Origin of the sequence: Acidiphilium iwatense (genome assembly GCF_021556475.1) — a bacterium.
GTDB classification, from domain to species: Bacteria; Pseudomonadota; Alphaproteobacteria; order Acetobacterales; family Acetobacteraceae; genus Acidiphilium; species Acidiphilium iwatense.
In genome coordinates this window covers 157441-169102 of record NZ_JAKGBZ010000003.1, presented here as the reverse complement: position 1 = coordinate 169102, position 11662 = coordinate 157441, and the positions used below count along the sequence as shown (strand labels likewise).

Below are 11662 nucleotides of genomic sequence, written 5' to 3'. Positions count from 1 at the left end.
TCTTTGCCAAACTCAAGCAATTCCGCGCCATTGCAACGCGCTACGACAAAACCGCCAGAAACTTCCTCGCAGGCGTCCACCTCACCGCCACCGCTATCTGGCTTAATTGACGACACACCCTAGTCTTGGCTGCGCGGACATTTTTGGTAACTATCTGGTAGCCCGGTTCGGCGGAAATAACCCGCCGCTCCGTGCTCGCGTCAGAACGGCACCAGATCGTCGAGAACCTGCTGGCCGACGCGCGGGGATTGCTCGGCGCTGATCAGGCCGCGCCCGCCATAGGATATCCGCGCCTCGGCGAGTTGATCGGCCTGAATCGTATTGTTGCTCGCGATATCCTGCGGCCGGCAGATTCCCGCAACGGTCATGACGCGCAATTCGTCGTTCACCCGCATTTCCTGGCGCGCCATCACCACAAGGTTTCCGTCGGGAAGAACCTGGGTGATCTCGCCGGCGAGCGACAGGGTGACGGCTTCATTGCGCTGAATCTGGCCGGTGCCCGTCGAGTTCCCGGCACCCGAGACCGAAACGAGGCTCGATGGATTGACCGCCTTGCCCAGTACGCGCGGAATCAGCCCCTCAAGCCCGAACAGATTGGGAATGCCCATGGATTCCGAGCCGGTGCGGCCCAGCGTCGTCTGATCCTTCAGCGTTGCATCGTCATTGATATTGACCAGGATCGTGATGATATCGCCGGCGCGCGACGCCCGCTGGTCCTTGAAGAAGGCGCGCGCCCCCCGTCGCCACAGGCTATCGGCGGCCGTCGGCGCCCGGTGCAGCGCCGGCATCGGCATACTGACCGGCCGCCAGTTCGGCGCCTGTGTCGGGTTTTCGATCGGCGACATCGGCGGCGCATGGCCGACATAGGCGAGATTGGAAAATACCCCGCATCCGCCGAGCATCGCCGTTATCGACAGGGTCGCGATGCGGAGAACGATCCACGCCGCTTCGGCAGGGGCCGGCCGGCCGGTCACGGCCGATCGCCGGTCAGGCCGTAATAGGGAATGGCGTTGCGCGCCCGCGCCGGCGTGCTTCCCGGCACCACATGCGCGTGATCGGGACCGTCGATGACCGCCTGGACGATTTCATGCGAGGACGGATTGAGCACCGGGATCACCGCGCCGCCGCCGCCCGCCGCCAATGCCACACCCCGCGCCGTAACCTCCAGCCCAGGCATCTCGACGGCGAGGCCGACTGTCGCGCCGCGCGCGATCAGTTCCGGGGTGCCGACCATGCGCCCGGATAGCGGCGTGCCGGCGGCGATGGCACGGTCGATCTGCATGCCAACCGCATGGGCGGGGTCGGTGATCGCGCCCGGCGGCACGTCGCTGCGCGGAATCCATGCCAGCCTGACATCGCCGCTGCCGAGCACCGCTCCGGGCAACAGCCCGTGAGCGGCAACGACAGCCTGGACCGCAGGCTCGGCCAGCCCGGCGATCCGCGCGCTCGCGGCGCTCATGCCCGGTGCATCGACGAGCAGTCGTGCTCGAAAATTCCCGCTCATCCGGTGATAGGCGATGCGGTTCACCAGAATCGCCGGCTGCGCGGCGGGGGGAATCATCGGCAGATTGTTATCGCCGATCTGGATCGCGACATGATTCGGCGCACCGGCAAGCCGCAGCGCCCGCCGCAGCGCCGCGACAAGCCGCGCGCGGCCGATCGGCGTGCCCGGCCGCTCGATCACGACCGATGCCGCCGCGTTCCCCGGCGCCCAGCGGACCCCGAACTGCACCGCGATCGCCGCGAGTTGCCGCGTGGCGATCAGGATGCGCGTGCCGGGCATCGGAGCCGGACCAAGCACCGCATCGGCTTGCCGGCCGGCGTTGCGGAACAGGTCCTTGAGCTTCACCACCGGCCGGTCGATCGACACCAGCCCGCGTGGAACGGGCGCCGCCGTTACCTCGGCACAAGCCACCGCATTCACCGTCAGAACAGCGGCGAACAGAACCAGGGCCGGAAACCGCTTGCGCATCATGCGATCACAGATGGGTGAGGGTGGACATCATCTGATTCGCGGCCGTGATGACCTGGCTGTTCATTTCGTAGGCGCGCTGCGCGGTGATCAGATCGGTGATCTCGCTGACCACGTTGACATTCGAATTTTCGACGAATCCCTGCAGCACCGTGCCGAAACCGGGAGCGCCCGGCACGCCGTTGACCGGATCACCGGAAGCCGCGGTCTGCACGAACAGATTGCCGCCCTGCGCCGACAGCCCGGCATCGTTGGGAAACGCCGCGAGTTGCAGTTGCCCCACGGTTTGCGGCGCGGTTTGCCCGGACAGGCTGGCCTGTACCTGGCCGGAGGCATTGATCGTCACATTGGTCGCATTGGCCGGCACCTGGATGCCGGGCTGCACCACATAGCCGTCGGCGGTGACGATCGTGCCGTCGGGGGCAAGGCCGAACGTGCCGTCCCGCGTATAGGCGGTCTGACCCGAGGGCAGGGTAACCTGGAACCAGCCATTGCCGGATATCGCGAGATCGAGCGTATTGCCGGTCTGCTGCAGATTGCCCTGTTGATCGATCCGGTAGATTCCGGCGGTCTTGACGCCGAGGCCGATCTGGGTTCCCGACGGCACGATGGTGCCGGCATCGGAACTGTTCGATCCGGCGCGCCTGAGATCCTGATAGAGCAGGTCCTGAAACTCGACGCGCTGGCGCTTGAATCCCGTGGTCGTCATATTGGCGATGTTGTTCGCGATGACTTCCACATTGGTCTGCTGAGCCTGCATGCCGGTGGCCGCGACATCGAGTGCGCGCATCCGTGATTTCCTAATTTTAGTGGTGATCGATCAACTCGTTGTCGCGCCAAGCAATTGGCTCATCGCCGTCTGATCGCGCGCCTGCTCGGCCGAGACGAATTGCGCGATCATCTGGAAATTCTGGCTCGCTTCCATCATCCGGGTGATTTCGACGATCGGCTTGACGTTCGAGCCTTCCAGCGCGCCTTGCACGATCCGCGGGTCCGGCGCGGGAAGTGGCGCGGTCGTCGCCCGGAACAGATTGCCGCCCTCCGCCTTCAGCGATTGCGGATTGGTGACGGTGACGACGCCGACCTGACCGATGATCCCCCGCGCCGTGCTGATCGTGCCGTCCGCCGCGATGGTCAGGGCGCCGCTTTGCGGCGGAACGGTGATCTTCTGTCCTCCGGTGTCGAGCAGGGGATTGCCGGCGGTGTCGGCAATCGTGCCGTTCGGCAGCAGGCCGAATTTCCCGTCGCGGGTAAGGCGCGGGCCATTCGGCGTCTGAACCGTGAAATATCCGCCGCCTGAAATCGCGAGGTCGAGCGGATTGCCGGTGCGATGAATCGGACCGGGGCGCGCATCGCGCCAGGTGCCGAGCGCCTGGGTATAGGCGAGGCTATGGCCGCCGGGCGGTGCGCTGATCCCGCGCATCCGGTCGATCCACGCGCCGGACTCGATATGCGTCGCCTCATAGCCAGGGGTCGAGACATTGGCGATGTTGTTCGCGATCACGTCCAGCGTGCGGGACGCCGTGATCATGCGCGAAAGAATGATGCTGGTGGTGTTGTTCATTCCTGTCCTGTCGCCGTTTTGGGACGAATCCTGCCTCTGCTGGCCGAAATGGAATGACATCAAAATCTTAACGATCGACTAAATTTTACAAACATAATTTGATGGCTCCGTGTCCTGCGCCCGGCGATTTTTCGCGAAAGAACACACTCATCGTAATCAAACATTAACCAATGGCTCCGATACTCCGCGTGACGAACGAGAGAGCGAGCGATGGCGAAAACCGCAACGAGGTCCAAACCGAATCAGGAAACGGCCAACCCGCAAACCGAGGGTGCGGCCGAACCCGCGCCGCCGCGCCGCCGCAGCACTCCTCTGCTGTTCGGAGCGCCTGCCCTCGTTCTGCTGCTTGTCGGCGGAGGGTTGTTTTTCAGCGGAATCATTCCGCACCTGTTCTACCATCATAAGCCGGCGCTGTTTTCTGGCCCGGTCTTCGTCAAGGTCCCGGAAATCGTCGCCAATCTGAACGTCCAGGCCGGTCAGGATTCCTATGCGAAACTGAAGGCGACCCTGGAATTGCCGAACGGTGCCTCCGCCCAGGCGGTGATGCACGACATGCCGCGCATCGTCGATGTGTTCCAGACCTATTTGCGCGCGATGCATCCCAGCGAATTGCGCGGCGCATCCGGCACCTATCGGCTGCGCGAAGCGCTGATCGACCGGGTTCGAATTGCCGCTGCGCCAAACATCGTCCGCGACGTTCTGTTCGAGGAGTTGATCGTGCAATGAGCGAACGTCCCGAGTCCGAACCGCCTGCAGCAATGCCGCTGCTCGGGCGCGACGAGATCGACGCCATTCTCGAAGCCGGCCGCGACTCCGGTGCCGGCGCACCGATCACCGTCGACCGGCTGATCCATGGCAACGCGGTGAGCTATGAGCGTCTGCCGATGGCTGATATCGTGTTCGAGCATCTCGCGCGAATCCTTGGCGGCAGCCTACGCAATTTCATCCAGGACAATGTCGAGGTCAGGCTTGCCAGCCTTGCTTCGCAGCGTCTCGCCGACAGTTTCGCCGCGATCGCGAATCCCGCGCTTCTCGCGGTCTTTCGTGCCCGCGAGTGGGACAATCTCGGCGTTATCGTCATCGAATCGGACATGATCTACAGTCTGGTCGAGATCATGCTCGGCGGCCGGCGTGCCGGGGCCGGGGAACCGGCATCCCGCAAACCGTTGACGTCGATCGAACGCAACGTCGCCGAGCGTCTGGTCCGTCTCATTCTGCACGATCTGGCCGCGAGTTTCGCGCCGCTCTGCACGGTATCTTTCGATTTCGAGCGGACCGAGACAGACCCGCGCTTCGCGACGATCGGCCGCGCCTCGGGTGCCACGCTCACGGCGCGGATATCGCTGTCCCTCGCCAATCGCAGTGGCTCGATCGGTATCATCCTGCCCTACGCCACGCTTGAGCCGGTGCGCGAGTTGCTGCTTCAGCAATTCATGGGCGAAAAATTCGGCCGCGATTCGATTTGGGAATCGCATCTCGCCGAAGAGCTCTGGCACACCGATGTCGAACTCGAAGCGATGCTCGATGAACAAACGATGTCGCTGGGCGCCGTGATGGCGATGCGGGAGGGGGATGTGATGCCGATCGGCCGTCCGAAAGGCTCGGCGATCCTGCTTCGCTGCGGCGATGTCGGCCTGTTTACCGCTTATGCCGGCGTCCGCAACGGGCGAATCGCCGCCGAGATCGATCACAGGCTCGACCGGGTGGTACGATGACCGGCGAAATTCTTGGCGCAGCGGAATGGATTTTCGAATGCGTGCTGCTCGCGGTCATGATCGCGACCATCATTTACGCGAAGCGGCTCGATCGCCTGTTGCGGCAGATTCGTGGCGATCGGGCCGCCTTGCAAACATTGCTCGAACAGATCGGCGTGTCGATTGCCGCCGCCGTTGCCGCGACCGACCGCTTGAAGATCCAGTCCGGCGAAACATCCGCCAGAATCGCGTCCGCCTGCGCCGCTGCCGACCGAACCAGTGAAATGCTCGAACAACTTATCGATCGCGCAGTCCAAGTCGGAAAGCCGCAATCGCGGGAGAGGAGCCGTTCGCCCTCCGCGTCATGCACGACAGAACAATCGGCTGCCGGGTTGAAGAGCCGGACCGAGCGCGATCTCGCCCGGATGCTGGCCGATGTCTCGTTATCCTAGTGTGGTGGTTCTGAAGGTCCTGCGCACGCGCGGCGACGATTTCAGGAATTTCAAAACCAAAAACCACACTGGAATCATATATTTTCTGGCGCCCTCTCGATTCGGAAGTTCGCATTGTGCCGGGTTTTGATGATAACGAACTTTCGGATCGGGACACTAGCCGCATGAAAGAATGGCTAGGGCGCGGAACCGGAGCCGGCCGGTTCCGATTGTTGCCGATTGCGATTTTCTGCCTTGGAGCCGCCATCGTTTTGAAGTCGGCAGGCCTGGTGCGCGCGGCGGTGGCGCAGAATGTACCCGATAAGCCGGCGGCCATGGCCGCGTTGCCGAGCGCTCCCGCGCAAGGCGTATCGCCGCCGTCGATGCGCGTGACCAACTGGACCGACCGGCCGCCACCGCCGCCAATATGCAAGCCGAATCCGTTGGCCGAAACCGGAGAACGCAAGATCCTGCTCGATCTGAAGCGTCGGGAAGCGGCACTCGATGCGTGGGCCGCCGCGCTTGACCGGCAGGAGCAGGAACTTGCGGCGACGAAGGCGGCATTGCGCCGGCAGATCGCTTCGCTGAAACCGCTCGCCGCCAAACTCGCGGCGACCAAGGCACAGCACCGATCGGTCGATACTGCGCGCTGGAATGCCCTGGTCGCGACCTACGCGGCGATGGAGCCGCGCAGCGCCGCGCGTATTTTCGACGGGCTCGATCCCGCGGTGGTCCTCAATGTGCTTCGCCGAATGAATAGCCGCAAATCCGCATCGATTCTGGCCGTCATGGTGCCTCGGAAAGCCCGCGTCATCACCGAAAAAATGGCCGGCATGTCCCCGGCAACGACCACGATGAAAGCCGCCGTCCTGCTCCCCGATGGCGCACCGTGACATCCCGGCGCCTCTCTCGATCATGGCGTGCACGGGTCGCTTTCGCCTTCTTGCTGGTCGCGACCGGATTCGCTCATGCTCGAACGGTCCAGCCGGTCTGGTTCAGGATTCTGCTCCCGGCCGATCAGTCCCCCGCGACCATCGGGCGGGCCGCGTTTCGCCTTGGGCCGGATGCGGTGCTGGTATTTGCCGCGAAACTGCCGGTCGGTCGGTCGGCATTGCGACAGGCCGCCAAATCGCCGGACGCCGAAGTAATTCATCTCCCCGACGCCACTGTGTTGCGCCTGCCGCTCGCACGCGGGCAGAGAATCGGTATCGAAGCAGGCAAAAGATCGTTTCGTATTCTGATCGACGCATCGGCTCGGACCGCCCTTATCGCGCCCTCGATCAGTCATGGGCAGATCGGTTTGCCGGCCACGGCGGCGGGTCCAACGATCGTGCTCGCAAATCCGCGCACCGGCACGCCAATTCTTGTCGGCACCGTGACCGATCGCGGGGCCCTCCGCCGCCGATTGCAAGGGCCAGGCTACGCGGTCATTCCGGCATGGCGTGGCGTTGTCGTCGCCGCCGCGTCCGATGAATTGCGTCTTGTCAGGGGGCAAGCCGGGTTCGTGCTGCGCGCCGCCGCATCGGCGCCACCTCTGCCGATCGGCACGCCGCCGGTCCCCGCGTCGCTGCTCGACAGCGTGCCCGCGGCGACAGGCGGTCTCGGTTTGCCGCGCGCTACCGTGGTTGCCCTGCGCCGGCGGATGGAATCGGCGCAGCGGCGTCTGGCGGCGGCGCCCCCGCTCGATCGTCTCGCGGCGGCGCTGCGCCTCGCGCGCATTCTCCTGGCACTCGGGCTCGGGCCCGAAGCGCATGGCGTGCTCACCGATCTGCTGCGGCACGATCCGGCGGCGATCGACGATCCGCATCGCCGCGCTCTGCTTGCCGTCGCCGATGTTCTGTCGTTCCGGCCGGTCGCGGCACTGGCCGCATGGCCCAAGGATCAGCCGACTATCGATCGGACGGATCTCTGGCGCGGCCTGGCGGAAGCCGAGCGCGGCAAGACGAATCGCGCGGCCCGGTTGCTCTCTCGCGCGGTGTCTCGATTGCTCGACCAACCACCATTGCCGCGCGCGCAAATCGCGCCGCTCGCGGCGGAGGCGCTGGTCGCCGGCGGCAGGCTTGCCGCGGCGCAGTCGCTGTTCGCGGCCTTGCCGCACGAACGCAGGCTCGCGCTGGCACGCGCCGAAGCGCTTCAGGCGGCGCAGCATCCCCGCGCCGCGCTCGCCGCCTTCGATGTGCTGATCCACGGGCCGGATCAGCGCACAGCCGGGATCGCGCGATCGCGGTCGATCCTGCTGCGCTACCGCCTGCACCAGATCGGCGCGCATGATGCCGCGGCGTCGCTCGCCCGTCACATCTATGACTGGCGCGGCACCCGTCATGAACTCGACATGCGCATCGCCCTGGCACGATTGCGCGCCAAGGCGGCCGAATGGCCGCGTGCCCTGATGGGGTTGCGCCGGGCCGAGCGGTTGTTTCCGGCCGGTCGGTCCCGCATCCAGCACGTTCGCCGCGCCCTGTTCGGCGAACTGGTCACCACCGGCGCGCTGGATCGGCTGGAACCGCTCGCCGCGATCGCGGTGATCCAGAACGATACCGGCCTGATCCCGCAAGGCAGCGCCGGCTCCGCGATCCTGCGCATCCTGTCCCGCCATCTGGTCGCGCTCGACCTGCCCGATACCGCGGCGCCGGTCATGCGCCAGTTGATCGCCCGCGCATCCGGCGATGCGAACCGTGCCCGTCTCGGCCTCGCCCTCGCACGGATCGAGATCGACGCGGGGCATCTGAAACAAGCCCAAACCGCGCTCGATTCGACTAACGCCAGCGATATCGACCCCAAGCTGGTTGCGGCGCGCCGTTTGGTCGCCGACGAGATCGCCGCGCGGCAGGGCGGATCGGCTTCGCTCGCGTTCCTGGTCAAATCGGGCAACCCCCGCGCGCTCGCGCTTTCCGCGCGGATCGCCGCCGCGCGGCATGACTGGAAGGCGGCGCAGGCCGCCTTGCGGCGGCTTGCCGCCATCGAGATACCGCCGGCCGGACCGCTCGATACCCATACGTCCCGCATCGTGACCCAATGGGCCAGCGCCGCGTCCCAGGCCGGCGATGCACGGACGCTGGCACGGTTGCGCGCGGCCTATCAGTCACGTCTGCCACCGGGGCGAGACGCCGCCTTGTTCGATACGATCACGGCGCCGCCGCTCGTGCGGGGAATCGCCTTGTCGGCGGCACTGCACCAGATCGCCGCGATCGAGCGCGCCGGCGCGGCGCTCGCCCCGGTGCCGGCGAAACCGCCGAAGCATTGACCCTCCCGCAGGGGCAATCTTTATGCCCATATCCCGGTGGATTGAAAGGAGACCGTGCCGGCATGGCGCATCATCTCGCACTCGCCGTCCTCCGGGCGCTCGGTGACGCCTTGTCGATGGGCTGGGACATTCTTTGGGCCCTGATCCTGGGGTTTTTCCTGTCGGGCGTGGTCCAGGCGGTGGTGACCAAGGGCGAAATGAGCCGGTTGCTGCCCGATTCGCGGCCGCGCACCGTCGTGACCGCCTCGCTCCTCGGCGCCGCCTCGTCATCCTGTTCCTATGCCGCGGTGGCCCTCGCGCGCTCGATTTTCCGCAAGGGCGGCGATTTCAACGCGGCGATGGCGTTCCAGTTCGCCTCGACCAATCTGGTCATCGAACTCGGCATCATCCTCGCGGTGCTGATCGGCTGGCAATTCACCCTCGCCGAATTCATCGGCGGCCCGGTCATGATCGCGCTCATGGTCTTTCTGCTGCGCCAGGTCATGACCGCGCGCCGGATCGAGATGGCCCGCGCCGAGGCCGAGCACGGCCGGCAGGGCCGCATGGAGGGTCACGCGGCGATGGACATGTCGGTCGGCGGCGACCTATCGATTCTGGCAAGGGCGGTTTCGCCCAAGGGTTTCACCGCGATCAGCCATTTCTACGTGATGGATTGGGCGAGCGTGTGGGTCGATATCGCGGCCGGACTGCTCATCGCGGGCGCGCTCGCGGCGTGGGTTCCGCACCACGCCTGGCAATCGCTGTTTCTGGTCCACGATCCGATCGCTTCCAAGCTGATCGGTCCCCTGGCCGGCCCGCTGGTCGCGGTGATTTCCTTCGTCTGCTCGGTCGGCAACGTGCCGCTCGCCGCCGTGCTGTGGAATGGCGGCATCAGCTTCGGCGGCGTGGTCGCCTTCCTGTTCGCCGATCTGCTGATCCTGCCGATCCTCGACATCTACCGCAAATATTACGGCCTGAAGGTCGCCGCCCTGCTCGCCGCGGTGTTCTACGCCGTCATGGTCGCGACCGGCTATATCGTCGAACTCGGCTTCGGCGCCGCCGGGCTGATCCCCGTCGGGCGGCACACCCGGTTCGGCGCGGGCCATATCGGCTGGAACTACACGACGATTCTGGACATTCTGTTTCTGCTCCTGTCTTGCATCCTGACCCTGCGGTTTCTCCGCACCGGCGGGCCCGGCATGCTGCGCATGATGTCCGCGCCCGCCGAAGGGCAGAATCACGGCCATCACCACCATCACCATCACGGCTGAGGACGATCCGCATGAACCTGCCCACCTCCCGTCGCTGGCTTCTGGCATCCGGCGCCGCTCTCGGCGCGGTGCCGCTTCTCCCTGCAACCGTCCGCGCCGAGACCGCGCCAAAACGCCTCGTCGCCGGAACCGGCAGCCTTGAGGTGGATGGAAAACCCGCCCGCGTGTTTCGCCTCACCGGGCCAGATGGACGCCCCGGCATCACCCTCGAACCGGGCGAGCGTTTCGCCGTCGATCTGGTCAATCAGGCCGGGGGCCGCACCATCATCCACTGGCACGGCCAGTTGCCGCCCTGGACCGACGATGGTTTCCCCTGGCCGCAAACCCCGCCGATCGCGCCGGGTGCCACCAAAAGTTACGATTTCGCGCCGATCCCCGGCACGTTCTGGATGCATTCGCATCAGGGATTGCAGGAGCAGGGCCTGATGGCCGCGCCACTGATCGTCCGCGATGCGGCGGAATTGCGCGAGGACCGGCAGGACATCGTGCTGCTGCTGCACGATTTCAGCTTCCGCGCGCCGGATGAACTGCTTGCCGGCCTGATCCGAACCACACCGGAACAGGCGCACGCAATGGCGCGGCAAATCGAAAACCTGTCCTCGCCGCAACCGCCGTCACGATCGGCCGGCCAATCCGGCATGACGGCCATGCCCATGAACGGCATGCACATGGGCTCCGGCATGGCGATGGACCTGAACGACATCGCCTACGACGCCTATCTCGCCAACGACCGCACATTGTCGGACCCCGAGATCGTCCGGGTGGGGAAGGGCGGCCGGCTCCGGCTCAGGATCATCAACGGCGCTTCGGCGAGTCAGTTCTGGATCGATCTCGGCAGCCTCGCGGGCAGGGTGGTCGCCGCCGACGGCCATCCGGTTCACCCGGTGCCCGGCTCACGCTTCCCGATCGCGATCGCCCAGCGGCTCGATATCCTGATCGATTTGCCGCGTCACGGGGCATTCCCGGTTCTGGCCCAGGTCGAGGGCAGGCGGGACCGCGCCGGCATCGTCCTCGCAACCCAGGGCGCGCGGATCGGGCGCATTGCCGCGCTCGCGCCGCACCCGGCCAAGCCGGTCGATAACACGCTGGAAGCACGGCTTTCGGCCATGCGCCCGATCCGGCCGCGCCGGCCCGATCGCGTGCACCGCATCGTGCTGTCGGGCCGCATGACGCCCTTCGCCTGGGCGCTGAACGGGCAATACTGGCCGAAGATCGAACCGCTGATGCTGACCAAAGGCCAGCGGGTGGAAATCGAACTGGTCAACCGCTCGATGATGGCGCACCCGATGCATCTGCACGGCCACGCTTTCCAGGTGATCGCGCTCGACGGTAAACCGATCGCCGGCGCGGTGCGCGACACGGTTCTGGTGCAACCGAGGATGGGCAGCGTGCGGATCGCGTTCGATGCCGACAATCTCGGCCGATGGGCGTTCCACTGCCACAATCTCTATCACATGATGACGGGAATGATGATGGAGTTCCGCTATCACGGCATCGTCTGATCTGG

11 protein-coding genes and 1 pseudogene are annotated in these 11662 nt (G+C 65.6%); 8 read left to right on the top strand and 4 right to left on the bottom strand.

Translation table 11 applies throughout. From position 1 onward, the window contains the following. Window positions 1-110: pseudogene (locus tag L2A60_RS03225) on the top strand (IS5/IS1182 family transposase); the annotation flags it as partial. A gap of 90 nt (window positions 111-200) precedes the next feature. On the opposite strand, the gene flgH reads toward L2A60_RS03225, so the two are convergent. From flgH to L2A60_RS03205, 4 genes are read right to left on the bottom strand one after another with little or no spacing between them, the layout of a single operon-like run. Then, the gene (gene flgH / locus L2A60_RS03220; protein ID WP_235702930.1) at window positions 201-974 is read right to left on the bottom strand and encodes a flagellar basal body L-ring protein FlgH; all 774 of its coding nucleotides are present in this window, start codon (window positions 972-974) and stop codon (window positions 201-203) included. Continuing rightward, window positions 971-1972, bottom strand: a complete 1002-nt coding sequence (gene flgA / locus L2A60_RS03215; protein ID WP_235702929.1) for a flagellar basal body P-ring formation chaperone FlgA — start codon at window positions 1970-1972, stop codon at window positions 971-973. Before flgA ends, flgH begins: the two co-directional genes overlap by 4 nt. A 7-nt stretch (window positions 1973-1979) precedes the next feature. Then, window positions 1980-2762: a flagellar basal-body rod protein FlgG gene (flgG, locus tag L2A60_RS03210; protein ID WP_235702928.1), complete on the bottom strand. Its 783-nt coding sequence runs from the start codon at window positions 2760-2762 to the stop codon at window positions 1980-1982. Window positions 2763-2792: 30 nt separating this feature from the next. Next, the gene (locus tag L2A60_RS03205) at window positions 2793-3536 is read right to left on the bottom strand and encodes a flagellar hook-basal body complex protein (protein ID WP_235702927.1); all 744 of its coding nucleotides are present in this window, start codon (window positions 3534-3536) and stop codon (window positions 2793-2795) included. A gap of 210 nt (window positions 3537-3746) precedes the next feature. On the opposite strand from L2A60_RS03205, the gene L2A60_RS03200 reads away from it, so the two are divergent. The 7 genes from L2A60_RS03200 (at window position 3747) to L2A60_RS03170 (ending at window position 11657) form a co-directional block, all read left to right on the top strand. Then, window positions 3747-4262 (top strand): flagellar basal body-associated FliL family protein, encoded by a 516-nt coding sequence (locus L2A60_RS03200; RefSeq protein WP_235702926.1) that lies wholly within the window; start codon window positions 3747-3749, stop codon window positions 4260-4262. Beyond that, complete coding sequence (locus L2A60_RS03195) at window positions 4259-5251, top strand: FliM/FliN family flagellar motor switch protein (protein ID WP_235702925.1); 993 nt, start codon at window positions 4259-4261, stop codon at window positions 5249-5251. The genes L2A60_RS03200 and L2A60_RS03195 overlap by 4 nt, the downstream gene beginning before the upstream one ends. Further along, on the top strand, window positions 5248-5682 hold the full coding sequence (locus L2A60_RS03190; protein ID WP_235702924.1) for a hypothetical protein: 435 nt from the start codon (window positions 5248-5250) through the stop codon (window positions 5680-5682). The genes L2A60_RS03195 and L2A60_RS03190 overlap by 4 nt, the downstream gene beginning before the upstream one ends. Before the next feature lie 164 nt (window positions 5683-5846). Further along, window positions 5847-6554, top strand: a complete 708-nt coding sequence (locus L2A60_RS03185) for a MotE family protein (RefSeq protein ID WP_235702923.1) — start codon at window positions 5847-5849, stop codon at window positions 6552-6554. A gap of 50 nt (window positions 6555-6604) precedes the next feature. Continuing rightward, the gene (locus L2A60_RS03180) at window positions 6605-8905 is read left to right on the top strand and encodes a hypothetical protein (protein ID WP_235702922.1); all 2301 of its coding nucleotides are present in this window, start codon (window positions 6605-6607) and stop codon (window positions 8903-8905) included. Window positions 8906-8967: 62 nt separating this feature from the next. Then, the gene (locus tag L2A60_RS03175; protein ID WP_235702921.1) at window positions 8968-10155 is read left to right on the top strand and encodes a permease; all 1188 of its coding nucleotides are present in this window, start codon (window positions 8968-8970) and stop codon (window positions 10153-10155) included. An 11-nt stretch (window positions 10156-10166) separates the two neighbouring features. Further along, window positions 10167-11657: a multicopper oxidase family protein gene (locus tag L2A60_RS03170; RefSeq protein WP_235702920.1), complete on the top strand. Its 1491-nt coding sequence runs from the start codon at window positions 10167-10169 to the stop codon at window positions 11655-11657. Window positions 11658-11662: the final 5 nt, after the last annotated feature.

Excerpts from the sequence above, each read along its gene's own strand:
- L2A60_RS03200 (WP_235702926.1), top strand. The coding sequence starts at position 3,747 with ATGGCGAAAACCGCAACGAGGTCCAAACCGAATCAGGAAACGGCCAAC.
- L2A60_RS03170 (WP_235702920.1), top strand. The coding sequence starts at position 10,167 with ATGAACCTGCCCACCTCCCGTCGCTGGCTTCTGGCATCCGGCGCCGCT.
- L2A60_RS03205 (WP_235702927.1), bottom strand. The coding sequence starts at position 3,536 with ATGAACAACACCACCAGCATCATTCTTTCGCGCATGATCACGGCGTCC.
- L2A60_RS03190 (WP_235702924.1), top strand. The coding sequence starts at position 5,248 with ATGACCGGCGAAATTCTTGGCGCAGCGGAATGGATTTTCGAATGCGTG.
- L2A60_RS03175 (WP_235702921.1), top strand. The coding sequence starts at position 8,968 with ATGGCGCATCATCTCGCACTCGCCGTCCTCCGGGCGCTCGGTGACGCC.
- flgA (WP_235702929.1), bottom strand. The coding sequence starts at position 1,972 with ATGCGCAAGCGGTTTCCGGCCCTGGTTCTGTTCGCCGCTGTTCTGACG.
- L2A60_RS03185 (WP_235702923.1), top strand. The coding sequence starts at position 5,847 with ATGAAAGAATGGCTAGGGCGCGGAACCGGAGCCGGCCGGTTCCGATTG.
- flgG (WP_235702928.1), bottom strand. The coding sequence starts at position 2,762 with ATGCGCGCACTCGATGTCGCGGCCACCGGCATGCAGGCTCAGCAGACC.
- L2A60_RS03195 (WP_235702925.1), top strand. The coding sequence starts at position 4,259 with ATGAGCGAACGTCCCGAGTCCGAACCGCCTGCAGCAATGCCGCTGCTC.